At 62.2% G+C, this 15,816-nt stretch carries 15 protein-coding genes and 1 pseudogene; 6 read left to right on the forward strand and 10 right to left on the reverse strand.

Annotation, left to right across the window (positions count from 1 at the left end; translation table 11 throughout):
* Positions 1–1,248: 1,248 nt before the first annotated feature.
* Positions 1,249–3,366, reverse strand: a complete 2,118-nt coding sequence (locus AC0L3H_RS18025) for a hypothetical protein (protein WP_473586353.1) — start codon at positions 3,364–3,366, stop codon at positions 1,249–1,251.
* 548 nt (positions 3,367–3,914) lie between these two features.
* Positions 3,915–5,927, reverse strand: a pseudogene (locus AC0L3H_RS18030) (BTAD domain-containing putative transcriptional regulator).
* A 174-nt stretch (positions 5,928–6,101) separates the two neighbouring features.
* Between AC0L3H_RS18030 and AC0L3H_RS18035 the strand changes: the two are divergent.
* Both AC0L3H_RS18035 and AC0L3H_RS18040 read left to right on the forward strand, forming a co-directional pair.
* The gene (locus AC0L3H_RS18035; protein WP_128246576.1) at positions 6,102–6,341 is read left to right on the forward strand and encodes a DUF1127 domain-containing protein; all 240 of its coding nucleotides are present in this window, start codon (positions 6,102–6,104) and stop codon (positions 6,339–6,341) included.
* Positions 6,342–6,539: 198 nt separating this feature from the next.
* A complete protein-coding gene (locus tag AC0L3H_RS18040; RefSeq protein WP_473586354.1) occupies positions 6,540–7,007 on the forward strand; it encodes an ankyrin repeat domain-containing protein in 468 nt (155 codons plus the stop codon).
* 53 nt (positions 7,008–7,060) lie between these two features.
* On the opposite strand, the gene AC0L3H_RS18045 is transcribed toward AC0L3H_RS18040, so the two are convergent.
* Positions 7,061–7,588 carry a gamma carbonic anhydrase family protein gene (locus AC0L3H_RS18045; protein WP_473586355.1) on the reverse strand — a complete coding sequence of 176 codons (528 nt, stop codon included), beginning with the start codon at positions 7,586–7,588 and terminating at the stop codon, positions 7,061–7,063.
* Between the two features lie 318 nt (positions 7,589–7,906).
* Between AC0L3H_RS18045 and AC0L3H_RS18050 the strand changes: the two genes are divergently transcribed.
* Positions 7,907–8,638 carry a hypothetical protein gene (locus AC0L3H_RS18050; protein ID WP_473586356.1) on the forward strand — a complete coding sequence of 244 codons (732 nt, stop codon included), beginning with the start codon at positions 7,907–7,909 and terminating at the stop codon, positions 8,636–8,638.
* A 232-nt stretch (positions 8,639–8,870) separates the two neighbouring features.
* On the opposite strand, the gene AC0L3H_RS18055 is transcribed toward AC0L3H_RS18050, so the two are convergent.
* Both AC0L3H_RS18055 and cysE read right to left on the reverse strand, forming a co-directional pair.
* Positions 8,871–9,074, reverse strand: a complete 204-nt coding sequence (locus AC0L3H_RS18055) for a DUF3126 family protein (RefSeq protein WP_013531334.1) — start codon at positions 9,072–9,074, stop codon at positions 8,871–8,873.
* A 183-nt stretch (positions 9,075–9,257) separates the two neighbouring features.
* Entirely contained in the window at positions 9,258–10,106 is an 849-nt protein-coding gene (gene cysE / locus AC0L3H_RS18060; protein ID WP_473586357.1) for a serine O-acetyltransferase, read from the reverse strand.
* Between the two features lie 152 nt (positions 10,107–10,258).
* Here cysE and AC0L3H_RS18065 point away from each other — a divergent pair, with 152 nt between their 5' ends.
* Positions 10,259–10,858, forward strand: a complete 600-nt coding sequence (locus AC0L3H_RS18065) for an HD domain-containing protein (protein WP_473586358.1) — start codon at positions 10,259–10,261, stop codon at positions 10,856–10,858.
* Between the two features lie 65 nt (positions 10,859–10,923).
* Here AC0L3H_RS18065 and AC0L3H_RS18070 read toward each other — a convergent pair whose 3' ends face one another.
* From AC0L3H_RS18070 to AC0L3H_RS18080, 3 genes are all read right to left on the reverse strand, one after another.
* Positions 10,924–11,691, reverse strand: a complete 768-nt coding sequence (locus AC0L3H_RS18070; protein WP_473586359.1) for an alpha/beta fold hydrolase — start codon at positions 11,689–11,691, stop codon at positions 10,924–10,926.
* A 20-nt stretch (positions 11,692–11,711) separates the two neighbouring features.
* Positions 11,712–12,224, reverse strand: a complete 513-nt coding sequence (locus tag AC0L3H_RS18075; protein WP_473586360.1) for a DUF192 domain-containing protein — start codon at positions 12,222–12,224, stop codon at positions 11,712–11,714.
* Positions 12,225–12,387: 163 nt separating this feature from the next.
* The gene (locus tag AC0L3H_RS18080) at positions 12,388–12,963 is read right to left on the reverse strand and encodes a cold-shock protein (RefSeq protein WP_329608822.1); all 576 of its coding nucleotides are present in this window, start codon (positions 12,961–12,963) and stop codon (positions 12,388–12,390) included.
* Positions 12,964–13,202: 239 nt separating this feature from the next.
* Here AC0L3H_RS18080 and gloA point away from each other — a divergent pair, with 239 nt between their 5' ends.
* Both gloA and AC0L3H_RS18090 read left to right on the forward strand, forming a co-directional pair.
* A complete protein-coding gene (gene gloA, locus AC0L3H_RS18085) occupies positions 13,203–13,643 on the forward strand; it encodes a lactoylglutathione lyase (protein ID WP_473586361.1) in 441 nt (146 codons plus the stop codon).
* Between the two features lie 27 nt (positions 13,644–13,670).
* The gene (locus AC0L3H_RS18090; protein WP_473586362.1) at positions 13,671–13,964 is read left to right on the forward strand and encodes a DUF2218 domain-containing protein; all 294 of its coding nucleotides are present in this window, start codon (positions 13,671–13,673) and stop codon (positions 13,962–13,964) included.
* A 4-nt stretch (positions 13,965–13,968) separates the two neighbouring features.
* On the opposite strand, the gene AC0L3H_RS18095 is transcribed toward AC0L3H_RS18090, so the two are convergent.
* Both AC0L3H_RS18095 and ilvA read right to left on the reverse strand, forming a co-directional pair.
* The gene (locus tag AC0L3H_RS18095) at positions 13,969–14,529 is read right to left on the reverse strand and encodes a DUF1697 domain-containing protein (protein WP_473586363.1); all 561 of its coding nucleotides are present in this window, start codon (positions 14,527–14,529) and stop codon (positions 13,969–13,971) included.
* Between the two features lie 10 nt (positions 14,530–14,539).
* A complete protein-coding gene (gene ilvA / locus AC0L3H_RS18100) occupies positions 14,540–15,796 on the reverse strand; it encodes a threonine ammonia-lyase IlvA (RefSeq protein ID WP_473586364.1) in 1,257 nt (418 codons plus the stop codon).
* Positions 15,797–15,816 lie beyond the last annotated feature (20 nt).

A 15,816-nucleotide genomic window follows, 5' to 3' on the forward strand; every position in this document is an offset into this window, starting at 1 on the left:
CCACCCTCCCCGTCCCCAACGACCGGGTTTAGGAGCCGGCCCCGTCCCCGGGCCGGCTCCACCTTTTTCAAGCGGCACGCTGTCGCAGAAGCGCCGCGCACTTTTGCGCGACATGAATTTGTGACGGCAGCGCCAGGTAGCGTCCGCACACTAGGGGCGAGCCTCCAGCGCCATGTTGAACGGCGTCTCCGCGGCGCGACGGAATCGCTTAGGCTGCACCTCAGAATGGCAGCGACGGGATCAGATCGTGGCCTCCCCTCCCGCCAGCAACCGGGATGACGCCGGTACCGCTTACCGCGTCCTTGATGCACCGGAGTGATCCCCTAGTTACCTCCGTGGGCGCCTTGGTCGCTGTTTTGCCTGGGGGCAGCGGCGGTTGTGCCGTCCTGACTGCATGCTGCGGAAAGACGGTTCGACCGACGCACTTTATGGAGGTGGTCGTGCGTCAATCCCCTGACTCCAGCTGGGCATATTTCGCATTCGTTTGCTCGATCGCGGTAGCTTGCGCAGGAGCTGCCGCCGGCGGCGAGCGCGGCGGAGGCAATAGCGGTGGCAACCATGGTGGCGGAGGCAATAGCGCTGGCAGCCACGGTGGCGGAGGCAATAGCGCTGGCAGCCATCACGGTGAAGGCCGCAAAGGCGGCCCGCGCAAAGGACCTGGCGGCGAGCCCAGCGGCTCCCGCAGTAGGTCACCGGTGGATGACGATGAGACCAGCACCGCTGCAACGGCGGCAGTGGCGGCAACTACGGCCGCCACTGCCGTCAGTGTCGCCCGGTCCGCAGGGGCCGGACAGTCGCTCGACCTCCCGGCCAGCCTCCAGCCTCCCAGCGCCAGCAACAGTCCATCGACGGTCAGTCCAATCAAGGTGCTGCCGGGCGTCCCGGATGAAGTCGTTCGCGCCTGCCGTGATGCAATCGAGTCGGCCGCCGCCCCGTTTGGCGCGACCAGTGTGCGCGTCAGCAGCGCAGGTTCCATACGTCGGTTGAGCCCGGATACGATCTCAGCTCCCGTTGAAGTCAGCATCGACTATGGACGGCAAGGCAAGGTGGAGACGCGGCAGGCGCCGATCAGATGCGAATTGGACGCGACTGGCGGCGTGATCGGGCTGACATAGCGCATGGCACAGACTCCTCGCCGACGAGAGCAGGATGAATTCAATTCATCCGCGGCGTCGTGAGAGGGTGCGATGCAATGCCTCCCAAAGGCCTTGGGCCTTCAACGGGAGGATCGCACAGTCGTTTTAGAAATCACTCCAAGGTCGCTTGTCTTGGCCTGAGGGGATAGGGAAGTGTGAGAGATTGCACCCGGGTAATCCGCGCCGGGACGCGAACCTTGCTGCGTGCAGTCTTCTGGCTGACGGCCTTCACCCCCCCGGCAGCGGCTGCTGCGCGGCCAGCGCGCGGCTTCAGCGGCGGCTCAATCTGCGCGCTGCGACGCTCAGCCCTGAACCTGTCATTGTCCGCGCGCGCGGCGGCCAGGTCGCGGGCAAGAGAAACAGTGACTTCACGTTGCTTGTCCAGAGCCTCCTTCAGCCTGGCGACCCCTACCGAAAGTGCTCGGGCGGCGTCGCGTTCGAGGCGAGCTTTATCGAGATCCTCATGGGTCGAGACTGCCGCAGCGCGTTGTCGTGCCAGAGCCTGCGCCGTCTCGGTTGCAGTCTGCTCCACTCGTTCTCTCGCTGTGACTGCTCTGGCCCGTTCCTGCTCAGCCGCGTCGCGCTCGAGGCGAGTTCTTTTCAGCTCCTCTCGCGTCGAGACTGCTACAGCGCGTTCTAACGCCAAAGCCTGCGCTGTCTCGGTTGCAGTCTGCTCGGCACGCTTTCTCGCTGAGACTGCTCTGGCTCGTTCCTGTTCAGCCGCGTCGCGCTCGAGGCGAGCTTTTTTCAGCTCCTCACGAATCGACACTGCTGCAGCGCGTTCTCGAGCCAGCGCGCCCTCCGTCTCGGCTGCGGTCTGCTCCACTCGTTGTCTCGCTGTGACTGCATCGGTCCGTTCCTGCTCAGCCGCGTCGGCGCGCTCCATGAGCGCGGCACTGGACCGTTTCACTTCGCCGAGGTCGCCACGAAGGTCCTCTGACTTCCGGCGTTCGTCGTCGAGCATTCCGGTCGCGTGCGCAAGCGAAGCATTGGCCTTGGCGCGATCCTCGGCGGCCTCGGCCTCAAGCTGTTCAATTTGCGCCTGCGCTCGCGATAGATCGCGCGCCACCGATCCGGCTCGCCGACGCTCCAGATGAGCAGCGGGCATCTCCGTAAAGACATAGTTGGTGGCCTCGCGCAGCATCGTGCGGGTATCTCCCGCAATGCGCCGCAATGCGTCAACTGTGCGGGCTGCCGCGAGCTCGTTGAGCAATTGCTCCTGTCGTACGCGATCGGCGGCTGCCATCCTTGTCCTCAGCGCGTCGATCTCCTTGCGCGACTTGAGCAGCGCTCGCTGCAGAGCGGCGCTCCTGGCGCGCTCGCCTTCCGCCGCCTGGTGCTCCTGCCCGGCCAATTCCCTCGCTGCGGCTGCCCGAGCAGCAGCTGCTCCGACTTGCGCCCGGGCAGCCGTGAGATCCGGGCTGAGCAATTCGACACTCGTGCGCTCGTCTCCCTGGGCTGGCCCACGCACATCTAATGCAGCACTCGCCGGAAGCTCGATGGGTCGCGAAGGATTGGCGTTGCCCTCGACCCGCGAAATGGCGGGGGCGCTTTCGACCCAGTTTTGTCTCGTCATCGCATAGCTAAGCGGCACGGCCAGACAGATTGCGGCGACGCCAAAGCGGGGCACAAGACCGACCGGCCTGTGAACCCGAGGACGTGAGGCCATCGCTGTGGTGGGGTCAGGATCCTTCGCGAGGGCGAGTTGTGTCGGCATACGGCTCAGAGCCCTGACTGGACTAGCTAGGGCGGCAAGATCAGCCGCCACCTGCCTATGGACATAGCCAGCGATTTCCCTGATCGATGTCGCAAGTCGGCCGGGTTGCGCTATGTTCGTCGCGGAAGCGAAAGCGTTGGTCTGGGTCACAGACGAACTCTCGCAAGCTTCGGAGATCACGTCGAAATACTCGATTTGCACCCCGAACCGAAGGCTATTGGCATCCCGACGCCGAATACCCAAGTCTGCCGTGTCTGAGGGCACGGCAACCTGAGAAGAAGAAGCAGGCTCGGTTGCAAGGTCGACCGGGCTTTCCCAATCCCAAGAAACCTCCTCCTGCTCGGGGAGGTCAGATCCGCCTTCGCTCACATCTGATTTGAGGCGACGCCGTTGCACCGCGATATGGATATGCCGGAGCACAAGATAGAGGCTCACCGAGGCAAACGTTGCTATCCCGCCCAGGATGGCGAGATCTGCGTCGTTTGCGTAAATTTCGGCAAGAGGATTTGACATTGCCGTGCCTGTGCCGTCTTGGGTGTGTTCTTAAGATCGTGAAGCGGTGTTGGCCCCTCGCCTTGGTGCTGGCTAAAGCCTTTGATCGCGTTCGAAGCTGTCACTTGCTTCGAGGGCCCTCCAGTGCTCGAATTGTTGTTGCATGGCGGAGCGGCGGTCGCGCGTTGATAGTCGTGCCGGCGCAGATGACTTTTGTGTGAAACGAAACTTGACATGCCGTGGCCGCCGATTGTCGGCCGCCAAGGGCGCACAGGCTCTGAAAAGCCGACTTGCACCTCTGCATCTCAACGTCCCGAGAGTTCTGCCTACGGTAGCGTACCACCCCGCCATTCCGGCTCTGGACGGCCTGGCTAAGCTTTAAGCTAGGTCACAGGCCTCCACGGTCAACCGTCACCTGATATTAGGCATCCATCGGCAGCACTTCGGCCATGCAACACAGCCATTCGGGCGCCCGCGAGCTGGCCAACTAAATCATGCTGATCATGGTTAAGTCGAACCGAGCAACACGATCTGGTGTCGAAGCCGTCTGCCTTCACGCTGACACGGCGTTAATCGGGCAGGCCCGCCTTGCGAAGGCCTTCGATATATCTGCCGTGATCGTCCGGCCGATAAAACGGCGGCAGCACCTCGGCGAGATTCGAAAGCCGCAACGTAGGGTCGAGTTCGCGCAGGCGAGCCATCATCTTCTCGGCTTCCGAAAGCCGACCGGCCAAGACGTAACTTGCCGTCGCCACACGCGTCGCACTCGCGTAGTTTGGTTGCGAACGCAAAGACCTTTTCGCCCACTCAGCAGCATCGTTGTAGCGCCCGGCACAAAAGTGAGCGAGCGCGGTGCAAAATTCCCAAACAAAAAAGCGAGGATCCAACGGACTGAGGCGCATTGCCTGCGCGGCGCGCTCGACGGCTTTCTCCGGCTCACCTAAGCACGCTTGAACCCACGCGCTGTAACCTCACGCCGCAGCCAAGTTCGGGTTCAGGCCAAGCGCGCGTTCGATGCACGCCGCGCTTTCCTCCACATCGCCGCCTACATAGCCGAGCACGTATCCGCCGTACGAAAGGGCAATTGCATCGTCCCATCCAAGTTCGATCGCTCTCTTTGCCAGTCGGGTCGCCTCGGCAGTCTCTTCTAAGCGATCGATCATCCAGCGGTTGCTCTTTCGCGCCGCATAGCAGCGCGCCGCCCGGGCATAGGCGGCAGCGAACACCGGGTCACCGCCGATCGCCTTCATGAAGAACCGCAGAGCGTCATCTATGGTTTCCTTGGTGTTGACCGCTCGGTCGTGGGACGCCAACCCGCGCAGATAATAGTCGTAGGCGTCGAGGTCCTCAGTCGGCTTGCGCTTGGCGCGCTCAATTTCCGCCTCCTCGACCTTTGGGGTGATCGCGCCGACAATGCTCGAGGCGATCTGGTCCTGAAAATCAAAAACCTCGGCTAGAGTACCTTCAAAACGGTCAGCCCACAGGTGGAGGCCGCTCGAAGCGTCGAGGAGTTGTCCGGTGATGCGCAGGCGCTCACCCGCTTTCCGCACACTTCCCTCGACCACATAGCGCACGCCCAGTTCACGCCCGACCTGCTTTATGTCTATCGAGCGTCCCTTGTAGGCAAAGCTCGAATTCCGTGCGACTACGAACAGGTGACGAAAGTGAGCCAGGGCGGTGACGATGTCTTCCACCATACCGTCGGCAAAATATTCCTGCTCCATATCACCGCTCAGATTTTGAAACGGCAACACTGCCACCGACGGTCGATCGTCGTGTCTCGCTGGGACTGACAGGACCTGCGGCAGCGACACGACGCCAGAGCTCGGCCCGGGCCGCTGATATCCAATTCGTTCGCGGGATTGCAGAGAAGCCGCCAGCGAGCTTGTCTCAGCCTCCGGCTCCGCATCCAGATGCTTTCTCAGGGCATTGCGACAGAGCTCGAATTGGCGCAAGGCGGCGTTTTCGTGACCGCGTTGAGCGTGGATCCGGATCAGCGCCCGATGGGCGGCCTCCGCGGTAGGATCTGAGGCAAGCAATCTCTCTGCCAGCCCTTCGCAGGCCGTCTCTTCCGCTGAGCCGGGTATCGGCAGCGCGAGGCTCAGCCGATCGACCAACTGCAGCGCCTTGCGCTGATACCTGTCCAGATAGGGTCCAAACCACTCATCCAGTTCCTCAGGGATGGCTTCCCCTGCAAGCACCCCACCGCGGTAGAGGTCGGCGGCGTAGGCGAGATCCGCCACCCGGCCGTCCTCCAGTTTGCGGTCGAAGATCGAAATGTCCGCGTCATCCGGACCGGCAATCAGCGCGATGACTTCCTGATCCCCGTCGATGTAGACGGTGGCATCCTTGCTGGTCGGGAACGAGCGCCGGATGTCGACCAGCGCTTGCCGCAAACTATTGCGCGCCTGCCCATTACTTCGTCCCGGCCAAAAGGCTTCGGAAAGCAACTCGCGACGATGGCCGCGGCGGCCCGCCAGCACCAAGGCAGTAAAAAGCAGCGAAGTCTTGCGCGTGGCGAAGCGGACGGGCCGGCGCTCCGGGGAGGTAATCTCGAGGCCGCCCAGCAACCTGATGCGCACAGATCCGTCTCCAGACTTTCACCGCCGCGGCAGAATAGCATTCCGGCAGATGGATTTAACACCGATTTAACGGCAGCTCGTCGGGCTTTTCCGTTTTTTCACGCACAGCCGAACAGCCCGAAAACAGCCGCATGGCACGCTCTCATCCGCAAATCTCGAAATGGGAGACTAAAAATGGCTGACACGCAAACTCGCGCCGCCCGCACCTCGAAAAGACATTTGGTTGGACCTAGCCTGAAGGGCGCAGCAATGATGATAGCCGGCTTCAGGGGGTGGCGGCGCACCGTCGCAAGACGCAGGGCACTGGCCGACTTGACGGCCGATCAGCTGAACGACATCGGTCATCCGGAGGTCGATCGACCCGTGCTCAACATCAAGGCAGGTCTGATCACGAACTTGATGTCGATGCGGTAAGTTCGGCGTACCAGCGGCGCAAAGTATCAGCTGCCGAATTACGTCTTTCAGACAGCGCCAGGCGGGAGCAATATGGCGGCCAATTCAACCTCCGGATCGCTGCGATGTTGGAAATCCCGGAAGATCGATGCGAGCGCCACCGCCTGTTCAAGGCCATCGACGACGCGTTCAAGGCGGGCGACTTCGAGGCCCTCGGGTGTGGCTCTCGGCGGCTCACCCGGCTGGTTCGACGAGCAGATGCCCTTTGAACTCGGCCTTGGGCATCCACTGGAGTATGCGATCTATTGGAGCCCCGCCGCTTTCATCTCGATCTTACTGGATGCGGGCTCGGACCCGAACTATCACCACCACGGCGGTTTTCCGGCAATCATTGCGGCATTCTCCGCCGACCGGGCTGACAGACTGGAAATAGTCCGAACCCTGATCGATGGGGGCGCAGACCTGAACATGCGGGGCGTAAACGACTGGACGCCGCTTCACTATGCGGTCGCCATCCGTAGCGTCGATGCCATCCGCCTGCTGTTGGCGGCAGGCGCCGACCCATCGCTCGAAACCCGCATCGACGACTATACGACAGCCCTCGAGGACGCCGACAATGCCGGCTTTGAAGCCGGCGCTTCGTTGCTGTGCGATGCAATGACCAGGCGCGGCTCCAATGGACGGTGAGCTGGGCGACGATGCCGGTGAACCATATAGCCGAAGATTTGACAAGGCTGGCCTCAGGTCTTCGTCAGCCCCGCCTTGAAGCGCTTGCCGTTGGCGACGTAGTGGGCGGCCGAAGCGCGCAGGCTTGCCACCGCGGCATCGTCCAGTGTTCGCACCAAACGGGCGGGCGAGCCGATGATCAGCGAATTGTCGGGGAATTCCTTGCCTTCGGTGACCAGGGTGCCGGCGCCGACCAGCGAATTCCTGCCGATCTTCGCGCCGTTCAGCACGATGGCGCCCATGCCGATCAGGCTGTTGTCGCCGATCGTGCAGCCATGCAGCAAGGCGCGATGGCCGATCGTGCAGCCTTGCCCGATGGTCAGGGGAAAACCGACATCGGTATGCATGACCGTGTGTTCCTGCACATTGGAATCGGCGCCGATGATGATCGGCTCGTCGTCGCCGCGGATTACGACACCGAACCAGAAGCCCGCGTTGCGGCCGATCTGTATGTCGCCGATCAGGCTAGCGTCGGGCGCGATCCAGTTGCTGTCGGCGTCCTCGAAACCGGGGGCTTTTCCATCGATCGCATAGAGCGGCATTTTTCTCCTCCGAATCGTCAGGCTGAAAGATCGGTCGACCCTAGGAGAGTGCCTGCCTGGGATGCAATGTCGATCAGCACGACGCCCAACGCCAAAGATCGTCGCCGTGCAACCGCAAGAGATCAGCGCCGTCAGGCAACACTAAAAGCAACAAGTGTGTGTCCAACCGGACCCATCTTCACCTTCCATTTACCATGAAATCGCACAGTCGTGTTTCGACAGGCGTGCCGCAAGAGCCGTGCCACGCACATGGGTCGCTCAAGGACAGCCCAAGGGAACAGACACATTGAGACAGGCTGCCTATAATCGGGGATCGCGATGAAGCAGGCAGCCACCGCCAACGGTCCGCAACTCACCGTCGTCGATTCCAAGCTGATGAAGCGGGTGTTCTACGTGTTCGCGGCGCTGGTGGTGCTTTCGATGACGATCAGCCTTGGCGGCAAATGGTTGGGCCGCTCGATCGCCATGGCCGGATATACCGACGACACGACAGTCCACGAGGTGGTGATCGGCAACAACGTCATCGCCGTGCCGGCCAATGTCATCCGCTTCGACCAGGCGCGGCGCGACGGCATCGCCTCGCGCCTCGACCTCTATCTGCGTTATCCCGAAATGGACGGCTACAGCGAGGCGGCCCGCGACGATTTCAACCACACTGGATCAGCCAAGAGCATCATTTTTCTGTCGTTCGAACGACAGGTCATGTCGCGTGACATGAGCGGCCGCTTCGCGCCGATCTACAGCGCCCTGATCGTCGAGCCCGGCACGCCCGGTCCGGGCGGCACGACGCTTTACGGCTTCAATGAGAAATCGGGCTATTTCAACGAGGTGCTGGCGGTCGGCAATCGCCGGGGCAACGACCCGTTCGTGGCCCGCTGCCTGAGCGGCCCAAGTGCTGCGCAATCGCTGGCGCCCTGCGGACGCGACATTCTGGTCGGCGACAATCTCAGCCTCACCTACCGCTTTCCCATGGAATTTCTGGGCGACTGGCAGGCGCTCGACGCAGCCATCGCCGCCAAGGCTGCGCGAATGCTGAAGGCCGGGCATTAGGATGATGATGAAGCAACCCGCGCGAGGATCCGCTCAGTGACTTTTGAGCGCCGCAGCAGCGCAGAAATTTGCGCGACGTCGGCGGGACAGCACCCCCCTCTGCCCTGCCGGGCATCTCCCCCTCAAGGAGGGAGATCGGCTGTTCGTTCTTCTTTCGCCAATCGCCAACGTTGAAGAAGAGGTGCGGCGAGCAAGCTGGCTCAAGGTCGGCCGGCACCGATCGCCTCCCGGCTCAGGCGAGGTCGATGTCGAGGATCGCCATCGAGAAATTATAGTCGCCGTCGTCCTCGTCCTTGAAGACGATGCCGAGGAATTCGTCGCCGACATAGACCTCGGCCGAATCATCCTTGCGCGGCCGCGCCTTCACTTCAAGCTTGGGGTTCTGGAAGACGCGCTTGAAATAGGCGTCCAGCTTTCTGATTTCGTCCGGCTTCAAAAGTCTTCTCCGATCGTCGGTCTTGCTCGTTTGACCGCGCTTCTGGCACGTCGACAATGGCGATGTAAAGGCAAGCCGGCGAGAGAACCAGGGCAATCGCTTGAGGTTTGCGCTGCCCCTCATTGCCCTGTCGGGCATTTCTCCCCGTATAGTGACGGGGAGAAAGGGCCCCTGCCCGAGCGCTCAAATATCGAAGCTGACGACGTGGTCCATCGACTGCGATGGCAAAAGCTGGTCCATCTGCCGCGAGGGCCGGTCGCAGCCGGTCTCGCCGACAACGCGGGCCGGCACGCCGGCAACCGTCTTGTTGTGCGGCACTGGCGACAGCACTACCGACCCTGCCGCGATCTTGGAGCAATGGCCGACTTCGATGTTGCCGAGGATCTTGGCGCCGGCGCCGATCAGCACGCCGTAGCGGATTTTTGGATGGCGGTCGCCGCCGGCCTTGCCGGTGCCGCCCAGCGTCACGCCGTGCAGGATCGACACGTCGTCCTCGATCACCGCCGTCTGGCCGACGACGAGGCCGGTGGCGTGGTCGAGGAAGATGCCCTTGCCGATGCGGGCGGCCGGGTTGATGTCGGTCTGGAACACCGAGGACGACCGGCTCTGCAGGTAGAGCGCGAAATCCTGGCGGCCCTGGTTCCACAGCCAATGCGCCAGCCGGTGCGTCTGGATGGCATGAAAACCCTTGAAATAGAGCACCGGCATGATGAAGCGGTCGCAGGCCGGATCGCGGTCGAAATAGGCCTGGATGTCGACACGCACCGTCGATGCCCAATCCTTGTCGTCGGCTGCCATCGCCTTGAATGTCTGGCGGATGAGATCGGAACCGATATCCTGATGGGCGAGCCGCTCGGCCAGCCGATGGATGACCGCCTCCTCCAGGCTTTCCTGGTTGAGGATGGTCGAATAGAGGAACGCCGCCAGCAGCGGATCGCGGTTGACCGCCTCCATCGCTTCGTCGCGGATCGAGCGCCAGATCGGGTCGATCGGCTTCACCATGGTCGGGCGGGCAATCGTAACGCTGTTCATCAATGGTCTCCGGCCTAATGTCTCCGGCTTGGCACCAAAACCGCTGCGCACATTTGCGCGACATGCTCTATAAGCCAGATCATAGCACGGTTGAACTCAATTTTCTTTAGTGCATCGTCAAATGGATTTGGTTCACGGAAATTCAAGCGGCCATGGAAAACCAAGCCTTGATCGACGAGCCGCTGAAGCGCGAGCTTTCCGCGCTCTACCAGGCCGAAGGACGCCACTATCACAGCCTTGCCCATATCGAGGCGATGCTGGCGCTGGCCGGCCACTATCGGGCATCGTTGCACGACCCCGAGGCGGCCGAGGCGGCGATCTGGTTCCACGACGCCATCCATGACAGCCGGGCCAAGGACAACGAGGCGAGGAGTGCCGCCCTTGCCGAGAAAAAGCTCGCCGGCCGCACCGATGCGCAGCGCCTTGGCTGCATCACCGCGATGATATCAGCCACCGCCACACATGAGTTGCCGCAGTTTGACGACGAGAATGCCGCCCGCGACGCAGCGCTGTTCCTCGACATGGACCTGGCGATCCTGGGGGCGCCGCCTGACGCGTTCGACGCCTATGAACAGGCGGTGCGCCGCGAATATGGCTGGGTGGAAGAGCCGATGTGGCGCGCCGGCCGCAGTGCTGTTCTGAAGAGTTTCCTCGCCCGCCCGCACATCTTCCACACCGAGGAGTTCCGGCAGCGGTTCGAGGCTCAGGCCCGGCAAAACATGGCGCGTTCGCTCGAAGCGCTCGGGGCATGAGCGCTGCTGCGGGTGCAGCACCTTTGATGCCGGCCTTGGTCACCCCAACTCAACCACCGATGTACTCACAGCGGATTATCGGCATAAAACTCCAGCACCCGCTGCTTGAAGGACTTGTCGCCGACGGCCAGCATGTGGTCGCGGCCCTCGATGTGGAACGCCCTGGCGTTCGGCATCAAGGCGGCCAGTTCGTCGGGCGAACCGCCGATATCGTCCCTGGTGCCGACGGCAATCAACGTCGGCTGGGCAATGCGCGCAATGTCGGCCTCGGCCAGCAATTCCCGTGAGGTGGCAATGCAGGCGGCCAGCGCCCGGCGGTCGCTGCGGGTCTGGTCGGCGAAGGCGCGAAACGAGCGGCCGCGTGGATGGCTGGTGCTATCTGGATCGTCGGCCAGAAGGGCGGCGGCGATCGGATCCCAGTCGCCGACGCCGTCGATCATGCCGACGCCGAGACCGCCGAAGACCAGCGTCGCCACCTTATCCGGGTCGGAAAGCGCCAGGAACGCGGAAATCCGCGCGCCCATCGAATAGCCTATGACATGGGCGCGTTCGATGCCGAGATAGTTCAGCAACGCTGCCCCGTCGGAAGCCATTCTTGCCGGCGTATAATCGGCCTCCTGATAGCTCTTCGACGAGGCGCCGTGGCCGCGATTGTCGAAGGCGATGGCGCGGTAGCCGGCATCGTTCAGCGCCTTGAACCAGCCGGGCGATACCCAGTTGACGTAATGGGTCGAGGCAAAGCCGTGGATCATGAGCACCGGATCGCCCTGCCCCGATGCCGGCTGGCGGTCGAGGAAGGCAAGGTCAAAACCGTCATGGGAGAAAAACTGCATCTGCGATGGATCCTGCGCGTTCAGTTGCGCGCAGTGCCGATTGCCGGGTGACGCAACAGGTCGCCGTCCTCGATGCCGCTCCTGGCGGCGGTGCCCGCCTTGAGCTCGAGCACGAAGCGAACCGGCTCGCCGGGCGAGATCATCGCCTCGGATTGCGGCTCGCCTTGCTTGATCGCCCGGATCCTGCCGTCCTGACCGACAAAGATCAGGTCGAGCGGCATCGGCGTGTTCTTCATCCAGAAGCTGACATCCCGAGCCTCCTCGAACGCGAACAGCATGCCATGATCGTCGGCCATCTCCTGGCGAAACATCAGGCCAGCCTCGCGCTCGGCCGAGGTGTCGGCGATTTCGACGGAGAATGAGCGTTCGCCGCCTTTCGTCACCGCGACCAACGGCTGCGGGTCGACGGCAAGGATCATCGCCCGGCTGTCTGCCGAAGCCGGTCGCTGCGAATGGAAGAAAGCGCCTGCGGCGATGACAAAGGCGATCGCGGCGCAGACTACGCCCGTTGTCAGCCAGTTCCTGTAAGTCATTCAGAATCCTCGGCCGTCGTCCTAGGTATGTTGATATTCAGGTGAGGTCGGCCTGACCTGAATCTCAAACCACCTGGACCATGATCCCGAACCTACGGTTCGAAAAAGATCACGGTCAAGCGGAAAGCACCAGGTCGCGTCCCGATTCGATCGAGGTGGGACTTTAGTGCGAGACGGGCAAAGTACCCATATCCGGGTGAATTTCGGCAGCCATAAGGCCTTTGTCGCCGCGCCCGAAGCGGACCAGCACGACCTGCCCCGGCCTGAGCTCGGTAATACCGTAACGGCGCAGCGTCTCCATGTGGACGAAAATGTCCTCGGTGCCCTCGCCCCGGGTCAGGAAACCGAAGCCCTTGGTGCGGTTGAACCATTTCACCAGCGCCCGTTCGAGGCCGCTTTCCGGCGTCACCGAGACGTGGGTGCGCTGCTCCTGCATCTCCGCCGGATGGGTCGCCGTGGTGAGATCCATGGAGAGCACGCGGAACGCCTGCAATCCGCGCTCACCTTGCTTGACCAGGCAGACAACGCGCGCACCTTCCAAGGCGGTCTGGAAACCGTCTTTTCGAAGGCATGTCACATGGAGGAGAATATCGCCGGAAGAGCCGTCATCGGGAAGAATGAAACCGTAACCCTTGGCCACGTCGAACCATTTGATAGCGCCAGCAATCTCGACAAGACCGGCCGTGTCGCCGCTCTCGTCTCTTTGCAAGGCGTCGTGACCGGTTCCGTCCCGCCCCATGAAAGAGGCTTTTTCCCCCATAACAACGCCCCCCTTTTTCCAAGAATACCGCAACTGATTCTTGACGTTAGATTAACACTTCCGTTTCCGGTGTGTGCAAGACCTGAGCTGCGTTTTTTCACGGTTCATTGCGGGAATACCGGATTTGTTGTTTGCCGGCAGGAGCGGCTATCGGGAATTGCCCTTTGGCCGGGTGGCCCCTATGTTCCGCCGCAAAGCAACAATTCGAGGAAAATCACATGCGCTACCTCCACACCATGGTCCGTGTCGCCGACATCGATGCCTCGCTCGAGTTCTACTGCAACAAGCTTGGCCTCAAGGAAGTGCGCCGCCACGAAAACGAACAGGGGCGCTACACGCTGATCTTCCTTGCAGCGGACGAAGACGAGCAAAGCGGCATCACCGACAAGGCGCCGCTGATCGAGCTCACCCACAATTGGGATCCGGAAGACTACAAGGGCGGCCGCAATTTCGGCCACCTCGCCTACGAGGTCGACGACATCTACGCCACCTGCCAGCAGCTGATGGACAAAGGCGTCACCATCAACCGGCCGCCGCGCGACGGCAACATGGCCTTCGTCAAATCGCCGGACGGCATCTCGATCGAGCTTTTGCAGAAAGGCCCGGCCAAGGCCAAGGCCGAGCCCTGGGCGTCGATGCCGAACACTGGAAGCTGGTAACCAGCGACATTAGGGAAGAATCCATTCATGCCGACCAGCCATGCCACTGTCGTCACTGAACATGCGAGCCGCTATCTGCAGCAGCTCTGCAAGCACTGGGCGCACAAGTTTCCCGTCGCGTTCGATCCGAACCACGGCACGATCGATCTCTCACTGGGCCGCACGGTTCTCGATGCCGACCCGGCAGCGCTGCATATCGCGGTGACCGCCGACGAAGCCGGCTCGCTGGAGCGGCTGGAAACGGTCGTCGCCGACCACATCAAACGCTTCGCTTTCCGCGAAGAGCTGACCTTCGACTGGAAAAAGGCTTCGGCAGCGTAGGCGACTACGCTGCGCCATTGCGGCCGGCCATTTCCAGCAGCATCAGCACCGTGCGCCAGTTGCGCGCGGTGCAGGGCACTTTCAGCGTGCGCGGGATGAGGTTGGCAAACACCGATTTGCCGAGGCCTTCCGGTGCGTGCAGGTAAAGCACGTCGCCCCTGACCTCGAACCGTTCGGGACCGATGCATTTTTCGGCCAGCCGCGCGACCTCGTCGGCGGTCGGCGGGCGCTCCAGCACATAGGCGTGAAGCTTCGTCGGTTCCCCGGCGACTTCTGGATAGGGATTTTCCGCCACCAGCCGCTCGAACCAGCCGAGATCGCGCACCATGATGCGCGAGTGAAATCCCCATTTCTTCTCGAAGGCCGTTTCCATCTGTTTGGTCAGCGTGGCCGCATCGCCCTTTGCCGAACGGAACACGACATTGCCGCTCTGCACATAGCTGGCGACGTCGCCAAAGCCGAGCTGCTCGAAGAACGACCGGAGTTCGGCCATCTTGACGATGCGGTTGCCGCCGACATTGATGCCGGAAAACAACGCAACGAAAATCTTCGCCTGGGCACTCATATTCGGGCGCTCATATGATGAACCCGGCCAGCGTCTCGTTGTCGGTGATGTCCTGATACTGAACGCCCTCGGCCTCGAAATTGGCGTTGAGCAGCTCGAAATTGCGGCGGTCCTTGGTTTCGATGCCGATCAGCACCGAGCCGAAATTGCGCGCCGATTTCTTCAGATATTCGAAGCGGGCAATGTCGTCGTCGGGACCGAGCAATTCGAGGAAGTCGCGCAGCGCGCCCGGCCGCTGCGGAAAGCGGATGATGAAATACTTTTTTAGCCCCTCGAAACGCAGCGCCCTTTCCTTCACGTCCGGCAGCCGCTCAAAATCGAAATTGCCGCCCGAAACCACCGCGACGATGGTCTTGCCCCTGATTTCCTTCTTCGAAAAATCCTTCAGCGCGTCAATCGCCAGTGCGCCGGCCGGCTCCAGCACCACGCCTTCGACGTTCAGCATCTCGATCATTGTCGCGCAGAGCCGGTTTTCCGGGATCAGCCGCACCGCCTCGGTGGCAAACGCCCTGAGATGCCGCAACGGCTCGCGGCCGATCTCGGCCACCGCTGCGCCATCGACGAAATTGTCGACCTTGGCAAGCTTGATGCGCTTGCCGGCGGCGAGGCTCTCGCGCAGGCTTGGCGCGCCGGCCGGCTCGCAGAAGACGAAGCGCGTGTCGCGGCGCTGGTCGGCGAAATAATGCGTCACACCCGCAGCCAGGCCACCGCCGCCGACCGGCAGCATGATGATGTCGGGCATGCGCGCGCCCGGCATCTGGCCTGATATCTCGTAGGCGACCGTCGCCTGCCCCTCGATGATGTCCTTGTGGTCGAACGGCGGCACCATGTGCGCGCCGGCGCTTTCGGTGAATTCGGAGGCGGCGCGGTAGCAGTCGTCGAAAAAGTCGCCGACCAGCCTGATCTCGACGAATTCGCCGCCGAACAGCCGCGTCTTGTCGATCTTCTGCTGCGGCGTCGTCACCGGCATGAACACCACGCCTCGCTTGCCGAAATGACGGCAGACGAAGGCAAAGCCCTGGGCATGGTTGCCGGCGGAAGCGCAGACGAACAGCTCGGCATCGTTGCCGGCGGCGAGCGACTTGCGGAAGAAATTGAAGGCGCCCCTGATCTTGTAGGAGCGCACCGGCGACAGATCCTCGCGCTTCAGCAGCACGCGCGCGCCGGTCTTCTTCGACAGATAATCGTTTTCCTGCAGCGGTGTTTCCGGGAAGATCTGGCGGATCGCGGCAGCGGCGACCGCGACGCGGGAAGAGAAACTGGTCATCGAAAAAATTACCCCGGATC

The sequence above is a fragment of the Mesorhizobium sp. WSM4816 genome (genome assembly GCF_055811535.1).

What these genes read in the sequence shown, in the direction of transcription:
- AC0L3H_RS18025 (WP_473586353.1), bottom strand. Translation starts at nt 3,366, where the DNA reads ATGTCAAATCCTCTTGCCGAAATTTACGCAAACGACGCAGATCTCGCC.
- AC0L3H_RS18035 (WP_128246576.1), top strand. Translation starts at nt 6,102, where the DNA reads ATGGCTGACACGCAAACTCGCGCCGCCCGCACCTCGAAAAGACATTTG.
- AC0L3H_RS18045 (WP_473586355.1), bottom strand. Translation starts at nt 7,588, where the DNA reads ATGCCGCTCTATGCGATCGATGGAAAAGCCCCCGGTTTCGAGGACGCC.
- AC0L3H_RS18050 (WP_473586356.1), top strand. Translation starts at nt 7,907, where the DNA reads ATGAAGCAGGCAGCCACCGCCAACGGTCCGCAACTCACCGTCGTCGAT.
- cysE (WP_473586357.1), bottom strand. Translation starts at nt 10,106, where the DNA reads ATGAACAGCGTTACGATTGCCCGCCCGACCATGGTGAAGCCGATCGAC.
- AC0L3H_RS18065 (WP_473586358.1), top strand. Translation starts at nt 10,259, where the DNA reads ATGGAAAACCAAGCCTTGATCGACGAGCCGCTGAAGCGCGAGCTTTCC.
- AC0L3H_RS18070 (WP_473586359.1), bottom strand. Translation starts at nt 11,691, where the DNA reads ATGCAGTTTTTCTCCCATGACGGTTTTGACCTTGCCTTCCTCGACCGC.
- AC0L3H_RS18075 (WP_473586360.1), bottom strand. Translation starts at nt 12,224, where the DNA reads ATGACTTACAGGAACTGGCTGACAACGGGCGTAGTCTGCGCCGCGATC.
- AC0L3H_RS18080 (WP_329608822.1), bottom strand. Translation starts at nt 12,963, where the DNA reads ATGGGGCGGGACGGAACCGGTCACGACGCCTTGCAAAGAGACGAGAGC.
- gloA (WP_473586361.1), top strand. Translation starts at nt 13,203, where the DNA reads ATGCGCTACCTCCACACCATGGTCCGTGTCGCCGACATCGATGCCTCG.
- AC0L3H_RS18090 (WP_473586362.1), top strand. Translation starts at nt 13,671, where the DNA reads ATGCCGACCAGCCATGCCACTGTCGTCACTGAACATGCGAGCCGCTAT.
- AC0L3H_RS18095 (WP_473586363.1), bottom strand. Translation starts at nt 14,529, where the DNA reads ATGAGTGCCCAGGCGAAGATTTTCGTTGCGTTGTTTTCCGGCATCAAT.
- ilvA (WP_473586364.1), bottom strand. Translation starts at nt 15,796, where the DNA reads ATGACCAGTTTCTCTTCCCGCGTCGCGGTCGCCGCTGCCGCGATCCGC.